The organism is Qipengyuania zhejiangensis, assembly GCF_035607565.1.
Taxonomy (GTDB): domain Bacteria; phylum Pseudomonadota; class Alphaproteobacteria; order Sphingomonadales; family Sphingomonadaceae; genus Qipengyuania; species Qipengyuania zhejiangensis.
The window spans coordinates 388,403-412,742 of sequence record NZ_JAYKGO010000001.1; the positions used below are offsets into that span (position 1 = coordinate 388,403).

Here is a 24,340-nt window from a genome sequence, read left to right on the forward strand (position 1 = left end):
GGGTCCGAATAATGTCCAAGTGGAAGGGACCAGCATCGTGGAGCGCGAAAGAAGCGCGCGCCGGTGATCGCCTGCCCTATGCCCGGCTGGTCGACGAAAGCACGCTGTTGCTTCGCGACGGTTCGGTGATGACCGCAATCCAGGTGCCCGGCCTTCTGTTCGAGACCGAGGGCAGTGAGGCCCTGAACGCCCATGCCGCGACGCGTGAAGTGGTTCTGCGCTCGACGCTCGATGCGCGGTTCGTCCTCTATCATCACGTCCTTCGGCGCCGCGTTTCGGTGGAACTGGACGCGGCGTTTCCCGATCCGATCAGCCGGCATATCGATGCCCGCTGGCGCGAACGGCTGGGTTCCGGCCAGCTGTTCGTCAACGATCAGTTTATCACGCTGATCCGCCGCCCGGCGCGCGGCAAGGCGGGCCTGGTGGAACGCGTTGGCAAGGGGTTCAAGCGCAAGGGGCGCGAAACTGTCGAAGCCGATCCCAAGGATCTGCGCAGCCTGCGCGCCGCGGCGACCGGGCTGATCGCGGCATTGCAAGCCTACGGCGCGACTTCGCTCGGCGATTACGTCACCGCGCAGGGTTCCACCAATTCGGAAATGCTGGAGCTCCTTTCGGCGCTCTATAACGGCGAAATGCGGCCCGTCCGCCGCCCGGCAGACGATGTCGATATCGGCCATATGCTGCCGTACCGCCGGGTCAGCTTCGGGCTGGACGCGATCGAACAGCGCGGCTCGGGCGCCCCAGATTTTGCGGCGGTGCTTGGCCTGAAGGATTATCCGGAAGCAACCACGCCGGGGCTGCTCGATGGCCTGCTTCGCCTGCCCTACGAGATGGTCGTCAGCGAAAGCTATGCGCCGACCGAACGCCAGACGGCGCGCGAACGGATGGATCTGGCGATCCGCCGCCTGAAATCCGCCGACGAGGAAGCCGCCGCGGAACGCGCGGACATGATGGCGGCACGCGACGCACTGGGCAACGGGGCGGTCGGTTTCGGCGATCACCACCTTACCGTCATGGTGAAGGAGCGCGATCTTGGCCGCCTCGATGACGCGATGGCCGCCTGCGCCGCCGCGCTCGCCGATACCGGGGCAATCGCGGTGCGCGAAGATACCAATCTCGAACCCGCGTTCTGGGGCCAGTTTCCCGGAAACGAAGGCTATTTGGTCCGCCGAGCGCTGATTTCCAGCGCGAACATGGCCAGCTTCGGCAGCCTCCACGGCTTTGCCCTCGGCCAGGCACAAGGCAACCATTGGGGCGAAGCGGTAACATTGCTCGAAACGACGAGCGCGACGCCGTTCTTCTTCAATTTCCACCACGGCGATCTGGGCAATTTCTCGGTCATCGGACCGTCGGGTTCGGGCAAGACCGTGGTGATGAATTTCCTGGCCGCGCAGGCGCAGAAGTTTTCTCCGAGGACCATACTGTTCGACAAGGATCGCGGTGCGGAATTGTTCGTGCGCGGCATTGGCGGGCGTTATGACAGCATCCGTGCGGGCGAACCTACTGGGTTCAATCCCTTGGCCCTGCCGGACACGGCGGGAAACCGGGCGTTCCTGCGCGACTGGCTGGGAGTGCTCCTCAAGGCCGAAGGACCCGAAGAGGAACAGACCATCGCGGGCGCGGTCGATGCGGCTTACGCAAACGATCCATCGCTCCGCCGCCTCCGCAATTTCCGGGAACTGCTCTCGGGCAGCCGGCGCCCGCAGCCCGGTGACCTGGCCGATCGGCTTGGTGCCTGGATCGGCGAAGGCGAACACGCATGGCTGTTCGACAATGTCGATGACCAGCTCGACCTGACTGCGCGTGTGCTCGGCTTCGACATGACCGCGCTGTTGGAAAACCCGCGGCTGCGCACGCCGACCATGATGTATCTGTTTCACCGGATCGAGGAACGTCTGGACGGCAAGCCGACCATGATCCTCATCGATGAAGGGTGGAAGGCACTCGACGACGAGGTTTTTGCCGCCCGTATCCGCGACTGGCTCAAGACGTTGCGTAAGCGCAACGCGCTTGTCGGCTTCGCAACGCAGAGCGCGCGGGACGCCCTGGAAAGCCGGATTTCGACCGCCCTGGTCGAACAGACCGCGACCATGGTGTTCATGCCCAACAGCCGCGCACGCCCGGAAGATTATTGCGACGGTTTCGGCCTGACCGAACACGAACTCGCCCTGATCCGCAGCCTGCCTGCGCACAGCCGGTGTTTCCTTGTCCGCCAGCCGGACGCCAGCGTGGTCGTCCGCCTCGACCTGTCGGGCGCGCCCGAAGTGCTGACGCTGCTTTCGGGCCGCGAAAGCTCGGTCCGCCGGCTCGACCTGCTGCGCGAAGCGTTGGGCGATGCCCCGGCGGAATGGTTTCCTGCGCTCACCGGCACGAAATGGCCGGGCGGAGCGAATGATACCGGGGAGGCCGGGGTCATCCCCCTCGGTCTTGCTGCGGAATGACCAGCGCGACCTGCCAGCAGGCCGCCGAACAGGTCGGCAACGGCGTTGCCTCTGCGCTGAAGGGCGTCGATTGCGTCGCGGGCGAAGCTTCGGCTGCCGCTTTCGGCCGCCTATTCGCGCCCGGCGGTTCGCTGGGCACGGTGCTGACAATTGTTCTGACGCTGTACGTCGCCCTGTTCGGCTTCGCATTGCTGACGGGACGCACCAATGTGGGTGTGCGTTCGCTGGTGCCGCGCATGGCGACGCTGGGGATCGTGCTCACCTTTGCGACGAGCTGGATCGCCTACCAGAGCTTCGTCTGGAACCTTGCAATCGGTACGCCCGATTATCTTGCCGGCATTCTGACCGGGACGTCTGGCGGCGCGACCCAGGTGTTTGCGCAGAAGATCGACGTCGTATTTCTCGCCATCCAGGAAGCGAGCGCGGGGGGAGAGGATTTCTCCGCTTTTTCGCCCGAAGGGATGATGTGGCTGGGCGCGATGCTGTTCATGCTGGGCACAGTCGGCCTGTTGGTGACGACCAAGATCGCGCTGGGCGTGCTGGTCGCGCTGGGGCCGATCTTCGTGGTCATGGCGCTGTTCAACGGGACGCGCGGCCTGTTCACAGGCTGGGTGAAGGGCGTGGTCATGTGCGCGCTCGCCCCGCTGTTCGCCGTCATGGGTGGCAGCGTCATGCTGGAACTGGCGGTTCCGGTGCTTGGCGCGCTGACCGCCACGCCGGGACAGGTCGACCCGCAGGCCGGCATGGCGTTCTTCATGATCGGCGCCGTGCATGTGGCGCTGATGATACTGGTGCTGAAGGTTGCCGGGGCGATGGTAGCGGGATGGACCGTGTTCGGACTGACCCCATCGAAAGACGAAACGTCCGCAGCGGCCGCCCCTGCGCCCCAGACCGTCCTGCCCAGCGCCGCGTTGGTGCAGGCGCAGGCGGCCAACCAGGCCAGTTCACAGGCCCGCCGTATCGACGTGTCTGCCCTGCCGACGTCCGCCGCCGCCAACGATGGCGGCGCAGGCGGAGGGGGGACGCGCACCACCAAGATCTTCGCGACCGCTTCAGGCAACGGTCAGGTCGCGCCGCTCAATTCGGGTCCATCGCGGGCAGTCGGCATCGGCAACCGCTTCAAGGCTGCGCCGCCCAAGGCGCTCGATCGTTCTGTGGAGAAACGCTGATGAACCGCGCGCTCTTTCCCGCGCTTGCCCTGGCCATGCTGGCCGCACCAGCCGCAGCAAAGGATTCGCGGCTGGTCGAGGTCATGTACGACGAAATGCAGGTCGTCCGCGTCGACGGGCGCGTCACGGTTCAGGCCAGCATTGTTTTCGGTGACGATGAAGTCATCGAAAATGTCGCCATCGGCGATTCGCAGACCTGGCAGGTGACGCCTAATAAGCGTGCCAACATCCTGTTCGTGAAGCCGCTCGACCCGCGGGCGTCGACCAATATGACCGTGATCACCAGCAAGCGCACCTACCTGTTCGATCTGGTGGCCAATCCGAATTCGAAGCCGCTTTACGTGCTGCGGTTCGATTATCCTCCCGAACCCGAGACAAAGGAAACGCAGCTGGCGCAAGGCGCCAGTCCGGTTGAGCAGCAGGCGGCGCGCGATCCGTACGCGGTTGTCGATCCTTCGGACCTCAACTTTGCGTGGCAGGGATCGGGCGACACGTCGCTGCTTCCCGAAAACACCTTTGACGATGGTACCGCCACCTTCCTGACCTGGCCGGAAGGCCGGCAGGTGCCGGCCATTCTCGTGACCAATTCCGCCGGTGTCGAAGGCCCGGTGAATTTCACTGTCCGCGGCGACACCATCGTGGTCGATGGCGTTCCCCGGACGATCGTGCTGCGGGCGGGCGAAGACCGCGCAGAACTGGTCAACACCGGACCCGAACGGTCCGCCACACCCGTTTCCTCGCGCGGCGAAACCGCGCTTGCCTCGAGGGGAGGTAACTGATGCGCCTAGCCATGCGTCTGCCCGAAAAGAAGCCGGGCGATAGCGCCGTCGCCAACGATATCGATCCGCGTGACGAAGCCGATGCAGAGGTAATCGAACTCGCCCAGCGCAACGCCTTTCCGGCCGTTGCACGCCCGGCGGGCAAATCGGATGCGGTCGGCCTAGTGGCGGGCATCGCCATCGTCGCCGCGCTGGGCGCGGTCACGCTGTGGAGCATGAACGCCGCGCGTGTCGCCCCACCCGAAGGCGTGGGCGGACAACAGGCACAGACGGTCGAAACCGTGCCGATGGTCCCTGCCGAAGCGATCACCCCCGTTCCCGTCATGCCGCCGCAGGACGTGGCGGTCATGCGCGCGGATCCGGCGCCGCAGCCGGTCTATGCGGTCGAACCGGCGGCGGGTCTGGCGGCCAATCGTTACGCCAGCCCGACCGTTGTCTTCGACGCAGGTGCCGCCCCCGGCGGGATCGCCGTTCTCGACCCCGCAACGGGTGAAGCCGCCGCCGCGACGGGCAATTCCGCGTCCGATTTCGCCAGCCGCATCGGCGGTGTCGGCGGGGCGCCAGCGCAGGCACGGGCGATGGTCAATCCATCGACCACCGTGACGCAAGGCACCTTGATCCCCGCGGTTCTGGAAACCGCCATCGACACGAACGTCCCGGGCTATGTTCGCGCTGTGGTCAGCCAGGATGTCCGCAGCTTCGATGGGACGAAAATTCTCGTGCCGCGTTCGAGCCGGCTGATCGGGCAATACCAGTCGGGTCTGCAGAACGGCCAGAAAAGGGCCTATGTCATATGGACCCGCCTGATCCGGCCCGATGGCGCTTCGGTGAATCTCGCGTCGCCCGCCATCGGTTTTGACGGGACGACGGGGCTTGCCGGCAAAGTCACCGGCAACAGTTTCTTCAAACGGTTCGGTTCGGCAATGCTGCTGTCGGTCGTTGGCGGGGTCGGTTCGCTGGCCACCGGCGGGGCTGCGGGTGTCCTGATCGGCGGCGCAAGTTCGTCAGCCGCATCGTCCGCCGCCCAGCAGGACGGCCAGCGCAGTCCGGTCGTGCGTGTACGGCAGGGTGAACCGATCCGGATTTTCACCGCCCGCGATCTCGATTTCACGTCGGTCAGCTGAAGGCAGGCCTTGTGGTGAGCGCCGATATCCATCCCTTCCTGTCGGACGAGAATGCCGACGAGGCGGTGCCGCCAGTGGACCTGCACGGCGAACGCAGCGTCTATCTCGACGCTTATCTGGCCCCGTTCCGCGAATGGCTGGAGCGCGACACGGTGACGGAAATCCTGGTCAACCGACCGGGCGAAGTCTGGGTGGAAGAAGCCGGTGCGGGCGGAATGCAGAAGGTTACGCGGCCAGAGATCACGGACCGGCTTGTGCAGCGGCTGGCCGAACAGGTGGCGCGCGTCAGCCATCAGGGCATCAACCGCGAACATCCCCTTCTGGGGGCGACCTTGCCCGATGGGGCGCGTGTCCAATTCTGCGGGCCGCCTGCGGCGCGCAAGCATTGGGCCATGGCCATTCGCCGCCACCGCCGGCTCGATCTCCCGCTTGACGCGTACGATACCGGCCCGCTCAGCCCGCCGCAGCGCGATGCCATGCCCGATGCCCAGGCACAGCCGGTCGCCTTCCTGCGCGAAGCCGTGCGTCAGCGCCGCACCATCCTGGTGTCGGGCGGCACAAGCACCGGCAAGACCACCTTTCTCAACGCCATGCTTGGCGAAATACCCCAGCAGGAACGCGTCGTTCTGGTGGAAGATACGCCGGAACTGCGGCTGCCGGGGGAAAACGGCGTTGGTCTCGTCGCGGTCAAGGGCGAGCTGGGCGAAGCCAAGGTCACCGCCAATGAATTGCTGCAGGCTGCCTTGCGACTGCGGCCCGACCGGATCGTGCTGGGCGAATTGCGCGGCGCGGAAAGCGTCAGCTTCCTGCGCGCCATCAACACCGGCCATCCGGGTAGTTTTTCGACGATCCACGCCAACAGCCTTCGCGGCGCGCTCGAACAGCTGTCGCTCATGGTGATGCAGACCGGGATCGGCCTGACGCGTTCGGACACGATCGCTTACGCCGCCAGCGTGATCGATGTGTTCGTGCAACTGGGCCGCGATTCGTCGGGCAAGCGCGGTATTTCGCAGATCGCCGAGAGCCACGAACTGATCTGATCCGGTCCGATTTGGCCCCATTGGAGGCCGCCTTGCGCATCGCGCAGTGCGGACTTTTGATAACACATGCAAAAATCCGTGCGTAGTTTACGCAATAATCCTGCGTATTACCTTGCGTGCATACGAATGTGTGTTAGCCTTGCTTCCCTAAGCCGCATTAGACGGCCGATTGGAGAGGAGAGGGTTTATGAGGGTAAGGGCTACCTTGCTTGCGGGTATCTGCGCGAGCGCAATTACGTTCCCTGCACATGCACAAGAGGTGACCGACGACGAGCTGGACAATCCCAGGCTCAATCAGAACGTCATCGTGGTTACCGCGCAGCGCCAGTCGCAAAGCCTGCAGGAAGTTCCGATCGCGGTTTCGGCGTTCAACGCAGAAGCGCTTGAAGCGCAGCAGATCGAAAACGCCAGCGATCTTCAGCTCACCCTTCCGAACGTCTCGTTCACCAAGTCCAACTTTACCGGATCGAGCTTCACCATCCGCGGCATCGGCGACCTTTGCGTCGGCACGTCGTGCGATGCGGCCACCGGCATCCACACCAACGGCTCGCCGCTGTTTGGCACGCGCCTGTTCGAAACCGAGTATTTCGATCTCGAGCGGGTCGAAGTTCTTCGTGGTCCGCAGGGCACCCTGTTCGGCCGCAACGCAACTTCGGGCGTGGTAAACGTCGTGACGGCCAAGCCCGAACTCGGCGCCTTCCGGGGTGCTGCCGAATTCGAATACGGCAATTTCAACAGCATGAAGGCCAAAGCGATGGTCAACGTGCCGATCGGCGATACCATCGCCGCGCGCGTTGCCGGTTTCTGGCTCAATCGTGACGGTTATACCTACAACACCTATACCGACAGCGACATCGACGACCGCGATATGTATGCGATCCGCGGATCGCTGCGGTTCGAGCCTTCGGCAACGACAACGCTCGATCTCATGGGCTATTATTTCCGTGAGAAGGACAGCCGTCTTCGTATCCAGAAACAGCAGTGCCAGCGTGACGACACCGGCGTGCTTGGGTGCCTCAACAACCGCCGCGACTTCGACAGCACCAACACGAACTCCACGTTCACAGGTACGCTCGGCTCGCAGCAGTTCTTCGGCATCTTCCTTGGATCGCCGCAGTTCGGCCTCAACAATCTGTACGGGCCGGATTCGTTCAACAACTACGACGAACCCGATGATGTCCGCGTAGTCGGCACGCCGTTCAAGCCCGAGTATTTCGCCGACGAGCTTCAGCTCCAGGCACATCTCGATCAGGATATCGGCGCATTCAACCTGTCGCTGACGGGCATGTATCAGGAAACGAGCGTCAATTCGCGCCAGGACTACAACCTTGGCATTGGCGATCGCAGCATCCTGGCCGGGGGCCTGAACACCCTTCAGGCCTATGCAGACAACCCCCTGACGGCGGCGTATTTCGCCCCCGTGGCCGCTGCCCTCATCCCCCAGGGACCGAACGGTCCGCTGTGTACATCCGACACCCGTGTCGATGGGCAGGGCGCGTTTGAAGGGTACTCGATCTGCGGCGATACGCCGGGCGCGTTCGACCGTTCCAGCACGAGCGGTTCCGCATGGTCGGCAGAAGCGATCCTGAGCAGCGACTTCGACGGTCCGTTCAACTTCCTCCTCGGCGGCATCTACGCCAAGGCGAAAGCCAAGAACACCGACTACTTCGTGAACGCCTTCGCAATCGATTACATCACCGGTGTGGTCGGCGCGCTGGCCAGCCTGGGAACGCTGCTTGATGCGAACCCCGCGAACGACCTTCCGCCGTCCTACGCCGGCACGTCCTATTATCGGAACAACAACAAGGACTTCGAACTCGATTCGTTCGGGATCTTCGGTGAAGTGTATTTCGATATTTCGGACAAGCTGAAGTTCACCGGCGGTCTTCGTTACAACGACGACAAGAAGGCCCTTACGGCGCGTACCACATTGCTGAGCTTCTTCGTACCGCATGGCCTGAACGCCGATCCGTTCACGTCACCGATCTTCCCGAATGGTCCGTTTGGCCCGTTCGATGCGGATCCGGGTACAGCTGGCCTGCAGGACATCCAGGTTCGTGAGGTCGGTTTCAACGAAATCACCGGCCGCGCGGTTCTTGATTACCAGATCACGCCGGACAATCTGATCTACCTGTCCTATTCGCGTGGGTACAAGTCGGGCGGTATCAACCCGCCGCTGTCGCCGATCTTCGAAGTTTCCGACAGTTTCGGATCGGAGAAGATCGACGCATTCGAAATCGGTACCAAGAACACGATCGGAAACGGTGCCTTGCAGCTGAATGCCACGGCATTCTACTACAAGTACAAGGGGCTCCAGCTCAGCCGTATTATCGCTCGTACGTCGGTCAACGACACGATCGATGCGAATATCTGGGGCGTCGAACTGGAATCGATCCTGCGTCCTGCCGACAACTGGCTGATCAACGCCAACTTCAGCTACCTCAGCGCGAAGGTCGCAGGCGATCAGCTGTTCTCCAACCCGCGTGATCCGGGCGGCGGCGATCCCGATGCCGTCATCATCAAGGACATCACCAACGGTGCCCTTTGTGCGGTTACGGGCGCAGGTGCCAACGCCTTCGTTGCAGCGGTCAACGCGGGCCTTGGCCTGGCAGGCCCGGCTCCGTTTGCATCGGATGGTGGCATTGCATCGAACGGGGCGTTCAGCATCTGCTCGGCGCTCGATGCCAACACGGCCAATCCCGCATTCGATGCACTTGGTCCGCTCGCTGTTCTCAGCCCGGGTGTCGAAGTCAACCTGAAGGGCAACAAGCTGCCCCAGGCACCGGAAATGAAGGCATCGATCGGTGTACAGTACACTGCCGAATTCGGCAGCGGCATGACCCTGGTTCCGCGCGTTGACGTGGCCTTCACCGGCGAACAGTACGACAACGTGTTCAATGGCCGGGTCAACCGGATCGAACCGTTCGTCCAGGCGAACGCATCGATCCAGCTGAACAGTGCAAACGACACGTGGTTCGTCCGCGGCTTCGTGCAGAACATCTTCGACAGCGATTCCGTGACGGGTCTTTACGTCACCGATGCTTCGTCGGGTCTGTTCAGCAACATCTTCACGCTCGACCCGCGGCGCTACGGCATCGCAATCGGGGCGAAGTTCTAAGCCCGATACCCGTTCAAACGGGAGAGGGGAGGGGCGGCCTGCGGGTCGCCCCTTTCATTTTGGGTATCGGAAATCCGGGGTCAGGATTTCGTCGACGTTGCGAAGGGCGAGAAGTCGGTGTCGGTATCGTAAACCTCCACCTTCTCGGCGCGCTTCAAGGCACCCACGACGAGATAGGTGACCGGGGTCAGGAAAGCTTCCCACGCCGTCTTGATCAGCCATTGCGACAGGACAACCTGCCACAACAGTTCTACCGGCCAGCCTGCAAGGCCCCAGAAGGCAAGCGGATAGAAGATCAGGCTGTCGAGGCCCTGGCCCACCACGGTCGAACCGATGGTCCGCATCCACAAGTGGCGGCCCTGCGTCCACACCTTCATCTTGGCCAGCACGAAACTGTTCGCAAATTCACCGACCCAGAACGCCACCATCGACGCCAGCACGATCCGCCAGGAATTTCCGAACACGAATTCGTAGGATTCCTGCCCGGGCCATCCCGCAGCAGGCGGCAGGCTGACCACCACCCACGCCATGAACGCCATGAACGCCAGCGCGCCAAAGCCGGTCCAGATCACGCGCCGCGCGCGGGCATAACCGTACACTTCGGTCAGGACATCGCCGATGATGTAGCTGACGGGGAAGAACAATACCCCTGCGCCGAAGGACCATTGCCCGATCCCGGGCAAGGTTATGTAACTCGGCTTGGATGCCCCGATCAGGTTCGACAGCAGGAGGATGGTGACGAATGCCGCCATCACGAGGTCGTAATAGCGGAACTGGGGTGTTTGCGGCGCGGGCGCGGGCGAAGTGTCGTTTTCCATGGCAAAGCTGCCTAGAGCCGATTGGCCCCGCGCGAAAGCGGCGTTATGGCAGGGGCCGAGCGCGCCCGTAGCTCATCTGGATAGAGCGCGAGACTTCTAATCTTGAGGCAGCAGGTTCGAGTCCTGCCGGGCGCGCCAAATTTGCATTGCTTTGCAGACTTTGCGCGGATCAGCCCCGCGCGACGTTTTCCAGCGGTTCGCCGGTTACCGGATAGCCGAGATCTTCACCGATGTTCAGCCATGCCTCGCCATCTTTTTCACCCATGAAGGGGGTGATGGTACGGACGGGTATCGCATCGGCCTGCGCCTTCGCTTCGGCGTAGCTGCCAAACTGCGCGAGCCGTTCGAGATTGCGCCGCGTCGGGAAGATCACCTTGATCTCGTCGCGTTCAGCAGCTTCCAGCGCGCCTTTCGCACTGACCCAGAACAGATGCGTGTTCTCCGACAGGTCGGCCTCGATTTCGACGGCTCCGGTACCAAGGTCGGCGAGGTAGAAACGGGTGTCGTAGACGCGCGGGATGCGTTCGTTCTTGGGAAACCAGCGCGCAAAAGGCGTGAGCTGAGCCAGATCGAGCGTCCAGCCGAATTCTTCCAGGACCGGCGCGAGTGTACCGGTTTCCAGCAACCGTGCGCGCGCGGCCCGGGCAATGGCGGCATCGACTTCGCCGGCAATGCCGATCGCGAGACCCGTTTCCTCCAGCGTTTCGCGTACCACCGCGATCTGGTGGGCCGCTTCGTCGGTTTCCATGACATGGGCAAATTGTTGGCCCAGATCGAAATCCGCCGGGTCGACCCGGCCACCGGGAAACACCGCCATGCCCCCGGCGAAAACCATGTTGCGCGAACGGATCGTCATCAGGATTTCCGGTGGGCCATCATCCGGCGCGTTGCGGAAAATCACGACGGTCGCCGCAGGGATGCCGTCCGGGCCGGGTTCAGATCTATCGTTCATGGATGCAGTTGTGCCCCTGCACCGGCCACTTGCCAAGTGGCTGACGGCGCGATGTCGGGATATTTTACAGGGTGCTGGGCATGGAACGTGCGGTTAACCATCGCGGTGGCCGTAAGTTGGGGAGTTTTGAAGTTTGGCACGCAGTGTGCATATTCCCCTGTGTACCGTTTCAGTTTCTTCGACGGGGTGCGCCGCTCCTGGTTCTCTGGCAGCGCCCCAAACCACAAAAAGGCCCGCCCGGTTGTCCCACCGGGCGGGCCTTTCCCGTTCTGGTTCAGGCGTGAGCGGCGAAAGCCGTCAGCTTTCAGCCTTGGCCACCTGCTTTTCGGTCATCATCTGCTGAAGCTCGCCGGCTTCGAACATTTCCATCATGATGTCGCTGCCGCCGACGAATTCGCCTTTCACATACAGCTGGGGAATGGTCGGCCAGTCGGAAAATGCCTTGATACCCTGACGAACTTCCATGTCCTGGAGAACGTCGACGCTGTCGTAAGCGACGCCGCAATGGTCAAGGATCGCAATGGCACGGCTGGAAAAGCCGCACTGCGGGAAAAGCGGTGTGCCCTTCATGAACAAAACGACGTCGTTGGCACCCACGATGTCGGAAATACGCTGGTTTACATCGGACATGTGGTCCGTCCTTTGTGTGAAATTGCTTGGTAGCGAATCAGGTGGGGGCTTGGGTTGTCAGTTGCAAGGCGTGCAGTTCGCCGCCCATGCGCCCACCCAGAGCTTCGTAGACCAGCTTGTGTTGCTGGACACGGGATTTGCCCGCGAACTGCGGGGCAACGACCTTGGCAGCCCAATGATCGTTATCGCCCGCCAGATCGCGCATCTCGACTTCGGCGCCCGGAAGGGCCGCCTCGATCATCTCGACGATATCCTTGGCCGCCATGGGCATCGGATCAGGCCTGGTCCGACATGAACTGGCGACGCGCTTCGACCGCGCATTCTTCAAGCTTCGAACGGATGTCGGATTCGCTTACATCGCAGTCCGAACCCGTCAGATCGCCCAGCAGCTTGCGGATCACGTCCTCATCGCCCGCTTCCTCGAAGTCGGCCTGGACGACCGCTTTCTTGTAGGCATCGGTTTCTTCGGCGGTCAGGCCCATGAGGCCAGCGGCCCATTCGCCCAGCAGACGGTTACGGCGCGCCGCAATCTTGAAGGCGTTTTCTTCGTCGAAAGCGAACTTGCTTTCCTCGCCGCGTTCGCGATCCTTGAAATCGGTCATGGTAGTCCTCTCAGGGGATGAAATTTCAGGCCGGGAATAGGCGCGGCCCTTCTTACCCGCAAGGGCGGTTAGTCCATCACCACAACGAGTTTGCCGATCGCGCCCCGGTTTTCCAGCTTCGCAATCGCTTCGTGCGCGCGTTCGAGCGGGTAGGTTTCGCTGACCAGCGGATCGATCTTGTCCGCCTTCCAAAGGTCGAACAATTCGTCGATGTTTCTGGCGTTGCGTTCCGGTTCGCGCGCGGTGAAGGCACCCCAGAACACGCCCCTGATGTCGCAGCTTTTCAGCAAGGTCAGGTTGAGCGGCATCTTGGCGATCCCTGCGGGGAATCCGATCACGAGGAAGCGGCCTTCCCAGGCAATGGCCCGCAACGCCGGTTCGGAATAGTCGCCGCCGACAATATCGTAGACTATGTCCGCGCCATCGGGGCCGACAGCCGCCTTGAAATCGTTTGCCAGCTGCTTCGATGTGTCCTTGTCGAACGGTGCGCGCGGGTAAATGACCACTTCGTCCGCACCGTGCCTTTTGGCGACTTCGCCCTTTTCCTCGGTCGAGACAGCCGCCACGACGCGGCAGCCATAGGCTTTGGCCAGTTCGACCGCGGACAGGCCCACACCGCCTGCAGCGCCGAGGACGAGGACGGTTTCCCCTTCCTTGATATCGCCGCGATCCTTCAGGCCGTGAATGGTCGTGCCATAGGTCATCAACAACGCGCTGGCTTTCACCAGATCGATGCCTTCGGGCACCTTGAACAGGCGCGCCGCGGCTACCGCGACCTTTTCCTGCAGGCCGCCGTTGCCGACGCCGCACATCACCCGGTCGCCAACAGCCCAACCGGTAACGCCTTCGCCCAGCGCCTCGATCGTGCCCGAAATCTCGCCGCCCGGCGCGAAGGGCCGGGGCGGCTTGAACTGGTACATGTCACGGATGATCAGAGTGTCGGGAAAGTTGATCGCACAGGCAGCAACCTTGATCAGAACTTCGCCCTTGGAGGGGGTGGGTTCGGCGATGTCTTCGACCACGAGCGTTTCGGGGCCACCGGTTTCCTTGGACAGGACTGCTTTCATGCTGCGTCTCTCTTCTGGGGCGCGTCGAGCCAGGGGAGGCCCACGGCGCGCGTTTCTTCGTGTCGGGCGATAGCCGCATCGCTTGCAAGCGTGAGGCCGATTTCATCCAGTCCTTCGATCAGGCAGTGCTTTCGAAACGGGTCGATCGCGAATTCGAACCTGTCCTGGAAAGGCGTGGTCACGACCTGGTTTTCAAGGTCGATGGTGATCGGGTTGTCCTGCGCCACTTCGAGGAGGCGGTCGACCTGATCCTGGGACAGTTCGATGGTCAGGATGCCGTTCTTGAAGGCGTTGCCGGAAAAAATATCCGAAAAACTGGGTGCGATCACGGCCTTTATGCCCAGGTCGAGCAGCGCCCAGGCAGCGTGTTCGCGGCTGGAGCCGCAGCCGAAATTGTCGCCGGCGATCAATATCGGCGCGCCCGCAAAATCTTCGACATCGAAGGGATTGCCCGGGGCTTCGCGGATGCTTTCAAAGGCGCCCTTGCCGAGCCCTTCGCGGCTGATCGTCTTGAGCCAGTGGGCTGGAATGATCACGTCGGTATCGACGTTCTTGAGGCCCAGCGGGATGGCCCGTCCGGCAACGGTGGAAACGGGGTTCATTACTTCGCGGACTCCGGAAATTCGGGCAGGCGGACAAGGTGCCGCGTATCGTGCTGGATGATGATGGTCGCATCCAGATTGTCGGCCATCTGGTTGAACCGATGGAACGATGCGAGCGTATCGGCCCGGTCCGTGTTGAAGGCCGGGACCCCGCGGTTCTCGATCTGCTCTTCGAAATGATACAGATCGCCCGTCAGCATCAGCGTGCCGGTGCGCGGCAACTTCACCACCAGCGATTTGTGGCCGGGCGTGTGGCCGGGCATGGCGACAACCGTGACAGACCCATCGCCGAACACGTCATGATCGCCCGCGATACGATTGACCTTGCCGGTTGCCCCTTCGGCCAACCAGGGCGCGAACTGGGCGCGGGTGGCTTCCATCTTCCCGGAAACGATCGCGGCCGCGTCGCCCGATCCGATCAACAGTTCCGCCGATGGAAACTCGCTTGCCTGGCCGATGTGGTCGTCATGGTAATGGCTGACCGCCACGAAATCGATGTCGGCGGGTGAAAGGGCGATGTCCGCCAGCTGTTCGGCAAGTGTCAGATCGAGGCTGATCGTGAAGACGGCCTGGCTCGCGCTGCTGCCCTTCAGCGCTGCGGGAAAACCCGCATCCCACAGCAGATATCTGTCACCGTTACGGATGACATAACAGCTGTCCGTCAGCGTGCGCGCTTCGCCATCGTACAGATGCGTATCGGAGAACGGGCCAGTGTCGCTCAGTTCGATCGTGCCGCAATGAAGGCGCCACATTTCGATGTCCGGCGCATCTTGTGCGGCGGCGGGCATGGCGATGCCTGCCAGCAGTGCGGCAAGCAGTCCCTTGGCCTTGGTCATCCGTCTCTCCCCTGTCGGCGCGACCTCAGTCGGTTTCGGGTTTTTCCCCCGAAGGGATCGTCCCGATCTGCGTAGGCTTGTTCTTTTCCCGACGCTTGTTCGCATAGAGCAATGCAGCGGCCACGGCAGCAGAGCCGATGGCGCCGGCGATGGCGGCCTTGCCTTTGAGGTTCTTGGTCATTTCATCCTCATGGTCAGGCGTCGGCGGATTGGCAAGGGGCCAGCGTTCGCACGTCGGCCAACCGACCCGTCACCGCGGCCGCGGCAGCCATCGCCGGGCTGACCAGATGCGTGCGTGCGCCCGGCCCCTGACGGCCAACGAAGTTCCGGTTGCTGGTCGATGCGCATCGTTCGCCAGGCGGAACCTTGTCGGGGTTCATCGCAAGGCAGGCGGAGCACCCCGGCTCGCGCCACTCGAAGCCCGCATCGATGAAGATCCTGTCGAGCCCTTCGGCTTCAGCCTGGCGCTTCACCAAGCCCGATCCCGGTACGGCGATCGCCCAGCGCACATTGGGGGCCTTGGTGCGGCCCCGCAGCACCTCTGCGGCGGCGCGAAAATCCTCGATACGGCTGTTGGTGCAGCTGCCGATGAAGATGTTCTCGACCGGAATATCCACGATCCGCGTGCCGGGTTCGAGGCCCATGTATTCCAGGCTCTTGCGGGCAGCGGCCTGTTTCGACGGATCGGCAAAGCTTTCCGGCGCCGGGACGGTCCCGCCTACGGGCACCACGTCCTCGGGGCTGGTGCCCCAGCTGACGGTGGGTTCGATTTCGGTCGCATCGATGACGACCGACTTGTCGAATTCGGCCGCCGGGTCCGTGCGCAGCGTGCGCCACCATGCGACAGCGCGGTCCCATTCTTCGCCCCGCGGGGCGTAGGGACGGCCTTCAAGATACGCGAAGACGGCTTCGTCCGGCGCGATGATGCCGGCGCGGGCCCCGGCTTCGATGCTCATGTTGCAGACCGTCAACCGGCCTTCCACGCTCATTTCTTCGAACACCGGGCCGCGGTATTCGATCACGTGGCCAGTGCCGCCCGCCGTGCCGATGCGGCCGATGATGTGCAGTATCAGGTCCTTTGGTGTCACTCCCGGCCCCAATTGCCCTTCGACGCGCACTTCCATGCTTTTCGAACGGCGCAGCTGAAGGGTCTGGGTGGCAAGGACATGTTCGACTTCACTCGTCCCGATGCCGAACGCCAACGCGCCGATGCCGCCATGGGCGGCTGTATGACTGTCGCCGCAGACAATGGTCGCACCGGGTAACGAGAAGCCCTGTTCCGGCCCGACGACATGGACGATGCCCTGCTGGGGTGCGGACGCGTCGATGTAATCGATGCCGAAGGCGGGCGCATTCGCTTCCAGTGCGGCCAGTTGCGCTGCGCTTTGCGGATCGGCGATGGGCAGGCGGTTGCCGTTGGCGTCCAGCCGCGGCGTGGTGGGCAGATTGTGATCGGGAACGGCCAGCGTCAGATCGGGCCGCCGCACCTTGCGCCCGGCAAGCCGGAGCGATTCGAACGCCTGTGGACTGGTCACCTCGTGGACGAGGTGACGATCGATATAGAGGATGCAGGTGCCGTCCTCACGCCGTTCAACGACGTGGGCGTCCCAGATCTTCTCGTAAAGGGTGCGCGGTTTGCTGGCCATCGCGGCAAAATGTGCGGCAGGCGGGCAACAGGCGCAAGTGCGCGAACCGATGGCATTCCAAGAGTCATGGAAAGGTAAGCTTTACTGCGCTAATTGACATCAATGTCAGCAAAACCCTTCGCCTTCGCCATCAAGGTCCTCCCCGAGGATATCGACTTCATGGGGCACGTGAACAACGCGCGCTACCTCAACTGGGTGCAGGACGCGGTGCTGGCGCACTGGCAGAAACTCGCCCCTCCACAGGCAGTGGCGGAACGCGCATGGGTCGCGATCAAGCATGAAATTACCTACCGGCGTCCGGCGTTCCTCGAAGACGAGGTGATCGCCCGCACGGTGCTGGAGAAGATACAGGGTGCCAGCGCGTTCTACTCCACCGTGATCCAGCGCGGCGAAGAGGTGCTGGCCGAAGTGCAATCGCGCTGGTGCTGCATCGATGCCGAGACGCTTCGTCCGGCTCGGATCGGCGAAGAAGTGTCACGGTTCTTTTTCCCGCTCAAGGAATAGCCTATATCGGGTGGACTATGGACGTGCTGCTGCCAATCCTGCTCGTGATCGCGACCTTCTTCGCCATGGAGTGGGTCGCCTGGGCCAGCCACAAGTACATCATGCATGGTTTCGGCTGGGGCTGGCACCGCGATCACCATGAACCGCACGACAATGTGCTGGAAAAGAACGATCTCTACGCCATCGTCGGCGCCGTGATGAGCATTTCGATGTTCGCGCTGGGCAGCGACATGGTGATGGGAAGCAATGCGTGGTGGCCGGCGACATGGATCGGCATCGGCATTCTGCTCTATGGCATTGTCTATACGCTGGTTCATGACGGCCTGGTGCATCAGCGATACTTCCGCTGGGTGCCCAAGCGCGGTTACGCCAAGCGCCTGGTGCAGGCGCACAAGCTGCACCATGCGACCATCGGGAAGGAAGGCGGGGTCAGCTTCGGCTTCGTCATCGCGCGCGATCCGGCAAAGCTGAAAGCCGAACTCAGGCGCCAGCGGGAAACCGGCGTCGCCATCGTCCGCGAAAGCGCAGGGGCCTGACGCAATCGCTGACCCATTCGACCTGACGGGGGAGTGGGAAGGGACGTTCAGCTATCCGGCCGGAACTGGCCCGACGACGCCGTTTCAGGCGTCAATCAACGAAAACGGCACAGGGATTTCCGGTTCGATAATCGAGCCCCATCTGTATCGTCCCACATCCACGGTGGGTGCCGTAATAGCCGGTTTCCGTTCGGGACGGGCGGTCGATTTCACCAAGACGTACGAAGGTTCTGCGTCGGGCTATGAGAACCCGGTCGATTATGTCGGAAGGCTATCGCAAGACGGCCTGATCGTGACGGGTGTCTGGAGCCTGCTCGAATGGAACGGGACGTTCGAGATGCACCGCGACGCGCCGGGCGGCGAAGCGCAGGAAGCCGAGACACAAGAAACTGTCCCGGCTTCCTGACCCGGTATCCGGTACGCGGCGATCAGCGCGCGTAGTTCACGTAAAGCCCATGCACGAGGCCCGGGATGAAACCGAGCAGCGTCAGCACGAGATTGATCAGCGTGGTCTTGCCCAGCCCATGCTTGGCGGCAACGCCGAGCGGGGGAAGCAGGATCGTCGCGATCAGGATGAGGATAGCCATTGAGAGTGTCCTTTCGTCTACCCTCCCGTCGTCCGGTTTCCCAACGGCCCGGCCCGGCCGCGGTTCCGAACCTCTATTCGTTGCGCGTGGCGATCCAGCTACCCGCCACCACCAGGATCGCCAGCGAAACATAATACCACGGTGCGCCGAGGGTGTACCAGGTGAACACTGCGCCGGTAGTCATCGCGCCGATCGCCATCGTCTTGGCCCGGCGGCTGATGGCGCGGCGTTCGCGCCAGTTGAGAACCTGCGGCCCCCAATGCGGATGTTCGAGGATCTTGCGTTCCCATTCCGGATTGCTGCGGGCGAAGAAATACACCGCCAGGAGCAGGAAGGGTACCGTCGGCATGATCGGCAGGAAGGCGCCGATCGCACCCAGCAGCACGCTCAGCAAGCCCAGGGCGCTGTAGAAAAGGCGCATGTCAGCCGGCGGCGATCCGCGCGGCGTGTTCCTGCACCAGCGCGATCATGTTCGGCACGCCTTGCGTGCGGTTGCTCGACAGCTGGTTCTTCAGGTCGAACGGTTCGAGGGTGGCGGTGATATCCATGGCGGCAACATCGCTAGCGGGGCGATCCTGAACCGCGGCAATCACAAGCGCCACGATGCCTTTGGTGATCGCGGCGTTGCTGTCGGCAAGAAAATGCAGGTTTGCGGCATCACCGGTGGGATAGACCCAGACGGCGGCCGAACACCCGCGGACCAGCGTGGCATCGGTTTTCAGCGCGTCCGGCATCGGTTCGAGGTCGCGGCCCAGTTCGATCAGCAGGCGATAGCGTTCGTCGCCTTCGAGAAAATCGTATTCTTCGGCGATGTCGGAGAGGTTGCGCATGGGCGCGGCCTTTAACGGTGCGCCGGCGTCTCGTCCATCGGGCAAAGGGTCATGCTGCCAGCCCGCCAGGGCGGGTAAGGGCGAAATAGATCACGTAGAACCAGCCGAAGAAGCCGTGGATGATCGCCCACACGATCGAACTGTGCAGGCTCCAGCTGATCGCCACCGCAATCGCGCTGCCGAGGCCGATCCCGGCGCGCGCGGCGTCGGTGCGGACGACCGTCACAGGTCTACTCCGCTGGCGATGGCCTCGAGCTTCTTGATGCGTTCTTTCAGGTCCGCCAGCTCGATGCGCGCCGCACCCATGGTCGAGCCCTGTTCGGGGTTACCGGTGTGCGTTTCAAGTTCGTGGCGTTTCAGGGCCAGCCAGCACTGCCACCCGTGCAGCAGTGCCGCTGCAACGATGAGCAGGCCGACGAGCGATGCCGCCGCGATAATGATGGTCGGTTCGAACATTTCCCTCATGTCCTCCTTGCACCTGCCGAAATCTTCAATCGGCCTGCTTGTCGCGCAGGGCCTCGATCTCGGCTGCTATCCTCTGGGTTTCACGGGCATCGAGCGAATTGCCTTCGGTGGCGATGCGCTCGAGCACCTTGATACGTTCCTGGAGATCGCCGACTTCGCGCTCCAGTTCTTCCTTGCGCTGGGCCAGATGGCCCGACGTTTCGCCCGTTCCGGTTGACGCGCTGCGTGCCGCCAGGCGCGCGATCTGCACACATCCCCACACGAGGATGGAAACAATGACGATTGCGACCACTCCGCCACTCATCGAGCAGTTTCCCTGACCGCGTCGATGCCGTCCAGATCGCGAAGCTGCTCGATTTGCGCGGCGAGGGCGTGATTGCCGTCGGTCGCGATCCGTTCGAGCACGCGGACCCGCTCTTCCAGCTTGCGGTAATCGCCAGCGTTCCTGGCCGGTTCCACGGCATTGGCGGCGGCGATCTGCGCCTGCAATTCCAGCTTGCGTTCCTCGTGCGCCACCGTCCGCTTGTGGAAGATGTGCGCCATCGAAAATGCGAGCGATGCGATCACGATGATGAAGGCAAAAATCAGGAGCAGATTGGGGTCCATCAGTTCGCCTCCTCCCGATCGCGCAGGCGGTCGATCTCATGCGTGAGATGGTAGCCGCTGTCGGTGACGATACGCTCGACATTGGCGAGGCGGTCTTTCATCGACCCGACCTCGGCGCGCAGCTGGGCGTTTTCCTGCGTCAATAGAGAGACGCGTTCTTCGGCAACGGTGCTTTTCGGATACACCGCCTTGCCCCAGCTGTTTTCGAGCGGGTAGCCGTTCTTGACCCGGATCAGGGTGTTCAGAACCCAGGCGATGGACATGCTGCCGATGCCAATGCCGATCACGGCCGGGGTGAGGAAACTGGCGTCCATCATGCATGCTCCTTGCGATCGAGGCCGAGCGGTGTGCCGGCATCGCTGTTTTCGACGCGTTTCTGGTCGCGCAGCGCTTCGATCTGAGTGGCGACGTCGTATCCGCCGTCGGTGACGATGCGTTCAAGAACGCGAACGCGATCCTCGAGCTGTTGCACCTTGCTGGCGTATTGGGCTGCCTGTTCGGCGGTAGCCTGGGCGGTTGTGCGAATGTTCATCTGGGCGATCTTCTGCTGATGCCTTGTCCAGATCGCCACGATCGGGATCATCAGCGCGATGATCGGGATGAAAACTCCTATGGTCCCTGCGTCCATTACCTTGTCCTCCCCCTGGAGTTAGCGCTTAGCGGAGCCGTTCGATTTCGGCGTTGAGGCGCGGATTGCTGCTGACATAGAAGGATTCCACGTCGGCAAGGCGCCGGTCGACATCCTTCATGCGGCTGCGAATTTCGCGGGCCGTGCGCTTCGGGTTCTGGCGAACCCGCTGCCAATACTTGCTCTCGTCCTGGTCGACATAGAGGTGCGGCGGCTTCTTGTTCAGCAGCAGACCTCCGATGAAATAGAACGGGATGGTCGAACCGCCGGACATGAAGGTCAGGCCGATCAGGCCGAGCCGGACCCAGAAGACATTGACGCCGGTGTAATCGGCGATGCCCGAACAGACACCCATGAGCTTGGCGTTCTGCTTGTCACGATAGAGCGTGGTGCGGGGGCTGTTCACTAGAGGGCTCCTTTCTTCTCGGCCATCATCTGCTCGAGTTCGCGCAGCTGCTGGTTGTCGGCTTCACTGTTGTGGACCAGGCGGGCGGGACGGAATTCGGGATTGTCCGAAGCGACCAGCCGTTCGACCGTGTCCATCCGGTCATCGAGACGCTTGGCGAGGTTGTAGAGCTCTTCGAGCAGGACCTCGTCGTCGGTGGTGATGCTGGCGGAAGTCTTCCACTTGGTGATGTAGTGAAGGACGATCCACGGCAGGGCGATGAATATGGCTACGATTGCAAATACGTCTTCCATGGATCAGTCCTCCTTGGCCGCGTCGCCCTTGCCGAGCGCGCGTTTCATCTGTTCGAGTTCGTCGTCGATCGCGTCCTGGCCGCCCAGCGCCGCGATTTCGTCGGACAGGCTCGGCTTGTTCGAGTTGTCGGAAATCGACAGCGCATCGGCGCGGCCTTCGGCGTAGTCGACACGGCGTTCGAGCTGGTCGAACCGGCTGAGCGCTTCGTCGACGCGTTCGTTGGTCATCAGGCTGCGCAGCTTGACGCGGTTTTCCGCGCTTTCGAGGCGGGCGGCGATGGCCGTCTGGCGGCTGCGCGCTTCACGCAGGCGGTTCTGCAGCTTCTGGATGTCCTGTTCGTAAGCCCGAAGCGCATCGTCGAGTACGGCGATTTCCTGCTTGAGCTGTTCGGTCATGTCGGTCGCCTTCTTGCGTTCGACCAACGCTGCGCGGGCCAGGTCTTCGCGATCCTTCGACAGCGCGAGCTGGGCCTTCTCGCCCCAGTCGGCCGACAGCTTGTCGAGCTTGACCGTGTGGCGATGCATTTCCTTCTGATCGGCAATGGTGCGCGCGGCGGAGGCGCGGACTTCGACCAGGGTTTCCTCCATTTCGAGGATGATCATGCGGATCATCTTCTGGGGATCGTCCGCCTTGTCGAGCATGTCGTTGAAGTTGGCAGCGATGATATCGCGGGTACGGCTGAAAATTCCCATCAGAGGTGCTCCATTGGAGAAGAAATCGGCGCCAGGCGCCTTGCCGCCTTCGCGGGTCGGGGTGGGCGAGCGGCGAAGCCGTTCTACCTCTTCCTCGATACGCGACAAGCGGGGGCGGGCCGAAGCGCCATCGGCATCGCTGCCGGGGGGACTGTCGGGGGAGCGGCGCTCCGGCCCAAGGGGGTCATGGTCGGGGGGCAATGTCATGCGATCTCGACCTGTTCGTAGGTTGCCAGAACCGGGGCCGGTGCCGTCACCGCGATCTGCGAGCTGAAGACCACGAAGATGGCCATCGCTGCGATGCTTGCGAAAGCGGCTTGCCCCAGTTGGGTCCGGAAAAAGCTGCGGTTGTACATGTGGGTTTCTCCCGATTGACCCGCTTGATGAACGTAGGGTCGAATTGCTGTTGTGAACTATTCAGCAAGCCCCGTGCCAAAGTTGCAAAACGGGAAGAAAGGGCGGCTTTTTCAGCATCCGGACCCAGCGGTATTGGTTTTTCTTGCCAACCCTTGGTGATATTTCCTATATCTTGGTCATGGAACGCGATAGCCAGTTCATCGGCCAGTCCGGGGCCTTCCTCGATGCGGTCGAACGTGCCAGCCGCGCGGCCCCCATGCGGCGCCCTGTCCTGGTGATCGGAGAGCGCGGCACGGGCAAGGAATTGATCGCGGAACGCCTGCATCGCCTGTCCACCCGCTGGGACGAACCGCTCGTCACCATGAACTGCGCCGCGCTGCCGGAAACGCTGATCGAAGCCGAATTGTTCGGCCACGAAGCGGGCGCTTTCACCGGTGCTACCAAACAACGCATCGGGCGGTTTGAAGAAGCCGACAAGGGTACGCTATTTCTCGACGAACTGGGCACCTTGTCGATGGGCGCGCAGGAACGCCTGCTGCGTGCGGTGGAATATGGCGAGGTCACGCGCATCGGTTCGTCGCGCCCGGTCCGGGTCGATGTCCGCATCGTTGCGGCGACCAATGAAGATTTGCCGGAAAAAGCGGCCCGCGGCGAATTTCGCGCCGATCTTCTCGACCGGCTGAGCTTTGAAGTCATCACCTTGCCGCCGCTGCGTGTGCGCGAAGGCGATATCGAGGTGCTGGCCGATTATTTCGGGCGCCGCATGGCCGCCGAACTGGGCTGGGAAGGGTGGCCCGGCTTTGCGCCTCATGTTGCCGAAGGGTTGGACAAGCACGATTGGCCCGGCAACGTTCGCGAACTGCGCAATGCGGTTGAGCGGGCGGTGTATCGCTGGGACGATTGGGAACAGCCCATCGGCCATATCCAGTTCGACCCCTTCGACAGCCCCTGGAAGCCGGTGTCGCCGGTTCGGCCGTCGTCGCAGCGTGCCGCCAGCCCTGCGCCGGCGGGGCCAACCGGCCCGGATCTCGAGAACATCGAGGATTTGCGCGCCGCGGTGGACGATCATGAAAAAGCCATCGTGGAACACGCGCTCGGCAAACACCGCTGGAACCAGCGTCAGACGGCCAAGGCGCTGGGGCTGAGTTACGACCAGCTGCGCCACTGCATCAAGAAGCACGGATTGATGCAGGAAAGCGATTAACCGGAACGCCACCTGTTCCGGGTATCGTGAAACGATATCAGGACCTGGGGAGGGCTGGCCGGAATGTGGACGGTGAAGAAAATCGTGGGCGTGGTGCTGCGCATCTGGTTCGGCGTGATGATCCTATACGCGATCCTCGCGCCGATGCTGGTGAGCAATTCCGAAGAGGCCGGCCGGGCGCTGGCGGAATCGGGAATGCTGGAAACCCAGGGCATGAAAGAACAGCGCGCCATGATCCAGAGCGAAACCTGCCGCGTTATGCGCGAGAACCGCGACCGTTTGTGGGACCGTGCGGTGGAGAGGAATTTCCCGCCCACGATGGAAGACGCACTGGCCAGTTCCGAGGATGCCGTGCGCCAGCATTGCCCCGAAGACTAGCCCGGTTCGGCGGCCTTTAGACGGCGCTT

Annotated in this window: 34 protein-coding genes and 1 tRNA gene; 12 read left to right on the plus strand and 23 right to left on the minus strand. The window is 62.6% G+C overall.

The window, feature by feature from the left end; translation table 11 throughout:
- Window positions 1-11 precede the first annotated feature (11 nt).
- From VR863_RS01820 to VR863_RS01845, 6 genes are all read left to right on the plus strand, one after another.
- Window positions 12-2,441 carry a VirB4 family type IV secretion/conjugal transfer ATPase gene (locus VR863_RS01820; protein WP_324826724.1) on the plus strand — a complete coding sequence of 810 codons (2,430 nt, stop codon included), beginning with the start codon at window positions 12-14 and terminating at the stop codon, window positions 2,439-2,441.
- Window positions 2,438-3,610 carry a TrbL/VirB6 family protein gene (locus VR863_RS01825; RefSeq protein ID WP_324826725.1) on the plus strand — a complete coding sequence of 391 codons (1,173 nt, stop codon included), beginning with the start codon at window positions 2,438-2,440 and terminating at the stop codon, window positions 3,608-3,610. Before VR863_RS01820 ends, VR863_RS01825 begins: the two co-directional genes overlap by 4 nt.
- A complete protein-coding gene (locus VR863_RS01830; RefSeq protein ID WP_324826726.1) occupies window positions 3,610-4,389 on the plus strand; it encodes a TrbG/VirB9 family P-type conjugative transfer protein in 780 nt (259 codons plus the stop codon). Before VR863_RS01825 ends, VR863_RS01830 begins: the two co-directional genes overlap by 1 nt.
- Before the next feature lie 11 nt (window positions 4,390-4,400).
- Window positions 4,401-5,513, plus strand: a complete 1,113-nt coding sequence (locus tag VR863_RS01835; RefSeq protein ID WP_324826727.1) for a TrbI/VirB10 family protein — start codon at window positions 4,401-4,403, stop codon at window positions 5,511-5,513.
- A 14-nt stretch (window positions 5,514-5,527) separates the two neighbouring features.
- The gene (gene virB11 / locus VR863_RS01840; RefSeq protein ID WP_434784954.1) at window positions 5,528-6,553 is read left to right on the plus strand and encodes a P-type DNA transfer ATPase VirB11; all 1,026 of its coding nucleotides are present in this window, start codon (window positions 5,528-5,530) and stop codon (window positions 6,551-6,553) included.
- A gap of 187 nt (window positions 6,554-6,740) precedes the next feature.
- Complete coding sequence (locus VR863_RS01845; RefSeq protein ID WP_324826728.1) at window positions 6,741-9,671, plus strand: TonB-dependent receptor; 2,931 nt, start codon at window positions 6,741-6,743, stop codon at window positions 9,669-9,671.
- Window positions 9,672-9,751: 80 nt separating this feature from the next.
- On the opposite strand, the gene VR863_RS01850 is transcribed toward VR863_RS01845, so the two are convergent.
- Window positions 9,752-10,489 carry a queuosine precursor transporter gene (locus tag VR863_RS01850; protein WP_324826729.1) on the minus strand — a complete coding sequence of 246 codons (738 nt, stop codon included), beginning with the start codon at window positions 10,487-10,489 and terminating at the stop codon, window positions 9,752-9,754.
- Window positions 10,490-10,550: 61 nt separating this feature from the next.
- On the opposite strand from VR863_RS01850, the gene VR863_RS01855 reads away from it, so the two are divergent.
- Window positions 10,551-10,627, plus strand: a tRNA-Arg gene (locus VR863_RS01855).
- A gap of 31 nt (window positions 10,628-10,658) precedes the next feature.
- On the opposite strand, the gene VR863_RS01860 is transcribed toward VR863_RS01855, so the two are convergent.
- The 9 genes from VR863_RS01860 to leuC form a co-directional block, all read right to left on the minus strand.
- The gene (locus VR863_RS01860) at window positions 10,659-11,441 is read right to left on the minus strand and encodes an NUDIX hydrolase (protein WP_324826731.1); all 783 of its coding nucleotides are present in this window, start codon (window positions 11,439-11,441) and stop codon (window positions 10,659-10,661) included.
- Window positions 11,442-11,738: 297 nt separating this feature from the next.
- The gene (grxD, locus tag VR863_RS01865; protein ID WP_324826732.1) at window positions 11,739-12,071 is read right to left on the minus strand and encodes a Grx4 family monothiol glutaredoxin; all 333 of its coding nucleotides are present in this window, start codon (window positions 12,069-12,071) and stop codon (window positions 11,739-11,741) included.
- A 37-nt stretch (window positions 12,072-12,108) separates the two neighbouring features.
- Window positions 12,109-12,342: a BolA family transcriptional regulator gene (locus VR863_RS01870; protein WP_324826733.1), complete on the minus strand. Its 234-nt coding sequence runs from the start codon at window positions 12,340-12,342 to the stop codon at window positions 12,109-12,111.
- A gap of 4 nt (window positions 12,343-12,346) precedes the next feature.
- Window positions 12,347-12,673: a DUF1476 domain-containing protein gene (locus VR863_RS01875; RefSeq protein WP_324826734.1), complete on the minus strand. Its 327-nt coding sequence runs from the start codon at window positions 12,671-12,673 to the stop codon at window positions 12,347-12,349.
- 68 nt (window positions 12,674-12,741) lie between these two features.
- Window positions 12,742-13,740, minus strand: coding sequence for an NADPH:quinone oxidoreductase family protein (locus VR863_RS01880; RefSeq protein WP_324826735.1), 999 nt, complete (start codon window positions 13,738-13,740; stop codon window positions 12,742-12,744).
- A complete protein-coding gene (gene leuD / locus VR863_RS01885) occupies window positions 13,737-14,342 on the minus strand; it encodes a 3-isopropylmalate dehydratase small subunit (protein ID WP_324826736.1) in 606 nt (201 codons plus the stop codon). Before leuD ends, VR863_RS01880 begins: the two co-directional genes overlap by 4 nt.
- Complete coding sequence (locus VR863_RS01890) at window positions 14,342-15,178, minus strand: N-acyl homoserine lactonase family protein (RefSeq protein WP_324826737.1); 837 nt, start codon at window positions 15,176-15,178, stop codon at window positions 14,342-14,344. Before VR863_RS01890 ends, leuD begins: the two co-directional genes overlap by 1 nt.
- A 25-nt stretch (window positions 15,179-15,203) precedes the next feature.
- The gene (locus VR863_RS01895; RefSeq protein WP_324826738.1) at window positions 15,204-15,359 is read right to left on the minus strand and encodes an isopropylmalate isomerase; all 156 of its coding nucleotides are present in this window, start codon (window positions 15,357-15,359) and stop codon (window positions 15,204-15,206) included.
- Window positions 15,360-15,372: 13 nt separating this feature from the next.
- Complete coding sequence (gene leuC, locus VR863_RS01900; RefSeq protein WP_324826739.1) at window positions 15,373-16,824, minus strand: 3-isopropylmalate dehydratase large subunit; 1,452 nt, start codon at window positions 16,822-16,824, stop codon at window positions 15,373-15,375.
- A gap of 102 nt (window positions 16,825-16,926) precedes the next feature.
- Between leuC and VR863_RS01905 the strand changes: the two genes are divergently transcribed.
- The 3 genes from VR863_RS01905 to VR863_RS01915 all read left to right on the plus strand — a co-directional run bounded on the left by VR863_RS01905 (window position 16,927) and on the right by VR863_RS01915 (window position 18,270).
- Complete coding sequence (locus tag VR863_RS01905) at window positions 16,927-17,328, plus strand: acyl-CoA thioesterase (protein ID WP_324826740.1); 402 nt, start codon at window positions 16,927-16,929, stop codon at window positions 17,326-17,328.
- A 17-nt stretch (window positions 17,329-17,345) separates the two neighbouring features.
- Window positions 17,346-17,864: a sterol desaturase family protein gene (locus VR863_RS01910; RefSeq protein WP_324826741.1), complete on the plus strand. Its 519-nt coding sequence runs from the start codon at window positions 17,346-17,348 to the stop codon at window positions 17,862-17,864.
- 163 nt (window positions 17,865-18,027) lie between these two features.
- A complete protein-coding gene (locus VR863_RS01915; protein WP_324826742.1) occupies window positions 18,028-18,270 on the plus strand; it encodes a hypothetical protein in 243 nt (80 codons plus the stop codon).
- A 22-nt stretch (window positions 18,271-18,292) separates the two neighbouring features.
- Here VR863_RS01915 and VR863_RS01920 read toward each other — a convergent pair whose 3' ends face one another.
- From VR863_RS01920 to VR863_RS01980, 13 genes are all read right to left on the minus strand, one after another.
- Window positions 18,293-18,451, minus strand: coding sequence for a YqaE/Pmp3 family membrane protein (locus tag VR863_RS01920; protein WP_221587564.1), 159 nt, complete (start codon window positions 18,449-18,451; stop codon window positions 18,293-18,295).
- Between the two features lie 73 nt (window positions 18,452-18,524).
- On the minus strand, window positions 18,525-18,872 hold the full coding sequence (locus tag VR863_RS01925; protein ID WP_324826743.1) for a YbaN family protein: 348 nt from the start codon (window positions 18,870-18,872) through the stop codon (window positions 18,525-18,527).
- Between the two features lies 1 nt (window position 18,873).
- The gene (locus VR863_RS01930) at window positions 18,874-19,281 is read right to left on the minus strand and encodes a SufE family protein (RefSeq protein WP_324826744.1); all 408 of its coding nucleotides are present in this window, start codon (window positions 19,279-19,281) and stop codon (window positions 18,874-18,876) included.
- A 49-nt stretch (window positions 19,282-19,330) separates the two neighbouring features.
- Window positions 19,331-19,507, minus strand: a complete 177-nt coding sequence (locus VR863_RS01935; protein ID WP_324826745.1) for a hypothetical protein — start codon at window positions 19,505-19,507, stop codon at window positions 19,331-19,333.
- On the minus strand, window positions 19,504-19,737 hold the full coding sequence (locus tag VR863_RS01940; RefSeq protein ID WP_324827553.1) for a hypothetical protein: 234 nt from the start codon (window positions 19,735-19,737) through the stop codon (window positions 19,504-19,506). Before VR863_RS01940 ends, VR863_RS01935 begins: the two co-directional genes overlap by 4 nt.
- Before the next feature lie 34 nt (window positions 19,738-19,771).
- The gene (locus VR863_RS01945; RefSeq protein ID WP_324826746.1) at window positions 19,772-20,050 is read right to left on the minus strand and encodes a hypothetical protein; all 279 of its coding nucleotides are present in this window, start codon (window positions 20,048-20,050) and stop codon (window positions 19,772-19,774) included.
- A complete protein-coding gene (locus VR863_RS01950) occupies window positions 20,047-20,352 on the minus strand; it encodes a hypothetical protein (protein ID WP_324826747.1) in 306 nt (101 codons plus the stop codon). The genes VR863_RS01945 and VR863_RS01950 overlap by 4 nt, the downstream gene beginning before the upstream one ends.
- Window positions 20,352-20,666, minus strand: a complete 315-nt coding sequence (locus VR863_RS01955; protein WP_434784966.1) for a hypothetical protein — start codon at window positions 20,664-20,666, stop codon at window positions 20,352-20,354. Before VR863_RS01955 ends, VR863_RS01950 begins: the two co-directional genes overlap by 1 nt.
- Complete coding sequence (locus tag VR863_RS01960; protein WP_324826749.1) at window positions 20,666-20,980, minus strand: hypothetical protein; 315 nt, start codon at window positions 20,978-20,980, stop codon at window positions 20,666-20,668. Before VR863_RS01960 ends, VR863_RS01955 begins: the two co-directional genes overlap by 1 nt.
- A 28-nt stretch (window positions 20,981-21,008) precedes the next feature.
- Window positions 21,009-21,386 carry an envelope stress response membrane protein PspC gene (gene pspC, locus VR863_RS01965; RefSeq protein WP_324826750.1) on the minus strand — a complete coding sequence of 126 codons (378 nt, stop codon included), beginning with the start codon at window positions 21,384-21,386 and terminating at the stop codon, window positions 21,009-21,011.
- Window positions 21,386-21,679, minus strand: coding sequence for an envelope stress response membrane protein PspB (pspB, locus tag VR863_RS01970; protein ID WP_324826751.1), 294 nt, complete (start codon window positions 21,677-21,679; stop codon window positions 21,386-21,388). Before pspB ends, pspC begins: the two co-directional genes overlap by 1 nt.
- A 3-nt stretch (window positions 21,680-21,682) precedes the next feature.
- Window positions 21,683-22,579 carry a phage shock protein PspA gene (gene pspA, locus VR863_RS01975; protein ID WP_434784955.1) on the minus strand — a complete coding sequence of 299 codons (897 nt, stop codon included), beginning with the start codon at window positions 22,577-22,579 and terminating at the stop codon, window positions 21,683-21,685.
- The gene (locus VR863_RS01980; RefSeq protein WP_324826752.1) at window positions 22,576-22,728 is read right to left on the minus strand and encodes a hypothetical protein; all 153 of its coding nucleotides are present in this window, start codon (window positions 22,726-22,728) and stop codon (window positions 22,576-22,578) included. The genes pspA and VR863_RS01980 overlap by 4 nt, the downstream gene beginning before the upstream one ends.
- Window positions 22,729-22,907: 179 nt before the next feature.
- Between VR863_RS01980 and pspF the strand changes: the two genes are divergently transcribed.
- Window positions 22,908-23,933, plus strand: coding sequence for a phage shock protein operon transcriptional activator (pspF, locus tag VR863_RS01985; protein ID WP_324826753.1), 1,026 nt, complete (start codon window positions 22,908-22,910; stop codon window positions 23,931-23,933).
- A gap of 72 nt (window positions 23,934-24,005) precedes the next feature.
- On the plus strand, window positions 24,006-24,311 hold the full coding sequence (locus VR863_RS01990; protein ID WP_324826754.1) for a hypothetical protein: 306 nt from the start codon (window positions 24,006-24,008) through the stop codon (window positions 24,309-24,311).
- Window positions 24,312-24,340 lie beyond the last annotated feature (29 nt).

Excerpts from the sequence above, each read along its gene's own strand:
- VR863_RS01920 (WP_221587564.1), bottom strand. The coding sequence starts at position 18,451 with ATGGCTATCCTCATCCTGATCGCGACGATCCTGCTTCCCCCGCTCGGC.
- VR863_RS01850 (WP_324826729.1), bottom strand. The coding sequence starts at position 10,489 with ATGGAAAACGACACTTCGCCCGCGCCCGCGCCGCAAACACCCCAGTTC.
- VR863_RS01930 (WP_324826744.1), bottom strand. The coding sequence starts at position 19,281 with ATGCGCAACCTCTCCGACATCGCCGAAGAATACGATTTTCTCGAAGGC.
- VR863_RS01830 (WP_324826726.1), top strand. The coding sequence starts at position 3,610 with ATGAACCGCGCGCTCTTTCCCGCGCTTGCCCTGGCCATGCTGGCCGCA.
- VR863_RS01980 (WP_324826752.1), bottom strand. The coding sequence starts at position 22,728 with ATGTACAACCGCAGCTTTTTCCGGACCCAACTGGGGCAAGCCGCTTTC.
- pspA (WP_434784955.1), bottom strand. The coding sequence starts at position 22,579 with ATGACATTGCCCCCCGACCATGACCCCCTTGGGCCGGAGCGCCGCTCC.
- grxD (WP_324826732.1), bottom strand. The coding sequence starts at position 12,071 with ATGTCCGATGTAAACCAGCGTATTTCCGACATCGTGGGTGCCAACGAC.
- VR863_RS01870 (WP_324826733.1), bottom strand. The coding sequence starts at position 12,342 with ATGCCCATGGCGGCCAAGGATATCGTCGAGATGATCGAGGCGGCCCTT.
- VR863_RS01910 (WP_324826741.1), top strand. The coding sequence starts at position 17,346 with ATGGACGTGCTGCTGCCAATCCTGCTCGTGATCGCGACCTTCTTCGCC.
- VR863_RS01960 (WP_324826749.1), bottom strand. The coding sequence starts at position 20,980 with ATGGACGCAGGGACCATAGGAGTTTTCATCCCGATCATCGCGCTGATG.
- VR863_RS01890 (WP_324826737.1), bottom strand. The coding sequence starts at position 15,178 with ATGACCAAGGCCAAGGGACTGCTTGCCGCACTGCTGGCAGGCATCGCC.
- VR863_RS01880 (WP_324826735.1), bottom strand. The coding sequence starts at position 13,740 with ATGAAAGCAGTCCTGTCCAAGGAAACCGGTGGCCCCGAAACGCTCGTG.
- VR863_RS01825 (WP_324826725.1), top strand. The coding sequence starts at position 2,438 with ATGACCAGCGCGACCTGCCAGCAGGCCGCCGAACAGGTCGGCAACGGC.
- leuD (WP_324826736.1), bottom strand. The coding sequence starts at position 14,342 with ATGAACCCCGTTTCCACCGTTGCCGGACGGGCCATCCCGCTGGGCCTC.
- VR863_RS01940 (WP_324827553.1), bottom strand. The coding sequence starts at position 19,737 with ATGTTCGAACCGACCATCATTATCGCGGCGGCATCGCTCGTCGGCCTG.
- leuC (WP_324826739.1), bottom strand. The coding sequence starts at position 16,824 with ATGGCCAGCAAACCGCGCACCCTTTACGAGAAGATCTGGGACGCCCAC.
- VR863_RS01905 (WP_324826740.1), top strand. The coding sequence starts at position 16,927 with ATGTCAGCAAAACCCTTCGCCTTCGCCATCAAGGTCCTCCCCGAGGAT.
- VR863_RS01860 (WP_324826731.1), bottom strand. The coding sequence starts at position 11,441 with ATGAACGATAGATCTGAACCCGGCCCGGACGGCATCCCTGCGGCGACC.
- VR863_RS01925 (WP_324826743.1), bottom strand. The coding sequence starts at position 18,872 with ATGCGCCTTTTCTACAGCGCCCTGGGCTTGCTGAGCGTGCTGCTGGGT.
- VR863_RS01835 (WP_324826727.1), top strand. The coding sequence starts at position 4,401 with ATGCGTCTGCCCGAAAAGAAGCCGGGCGATAGCGCCGTCGCCAACGAT.
- VR863_RS01845 (WP_324826728.1), top strand. The coding sequence starts at position 6,741 with ATGAGGGTAAGGGCTACCTTGCTTGCGGGTATCTGCGCGAGCGCAATT.
- VR863_RS01820 (WP_324826724.1), top strand. The coding sequence starts at position 12 with ATGTCCAAGTGGAAGGGACCAGCATCGTGGAGCGCGAAAGAAGCGCGC.
- VR863_RS01950 (WP_324826747.1), bottom strand. The coding sequence starts at position 20,352 with ATGGACCCCAATCTGCTCCTGATTTTTGCCTTCATCATCGTGATCGCA.
- pspF (WP_324826753.1), top strand. The coding sequence starts at position 22,908 with ATGGAACGCGATAGCCAGTTCATCGGCCAGTCCGGGGCCTTCCTCGAT.
- VR863_RS01955 (WP_434784966.1), bottom strand. The coding sequence starts at position 20,666 with ATGGACGCCAGTTTCCTCACCCCGGCCGTGATCGGCATTGGCATCGGC.
- pspB (WP_324826751.1), bottom strand. The coding sequence starts at position 21,679 with ATGGAAGACGTATTTGCAATCGTAGCCATATTCATCGCCCTGCCGTGG.
- VR863_RS01875 (WP_324826734.1), bottom strand. The coding sequence starts at position 12,673 with ATGACCGATTTCAAGGATCGCGAACGCGGCGAGGAAAGCAAGTTCGCT.
- VR863_RS01895 (WP_324826738.1), bottom strand. The coding sequence starts at position 15,359 with ATGACCAAGAACCTCAAAGGCAAGGCCGCCATCGCCGGCGCCATCGGC.
- VR863_RS01945 (WP_324826746.1), bottom strand. The coding sequence starts at position 20,050 with ATGAGTGGCGGAGTGGTCGCAATCGTCATTGTTTCCATCCTCGTGTGG.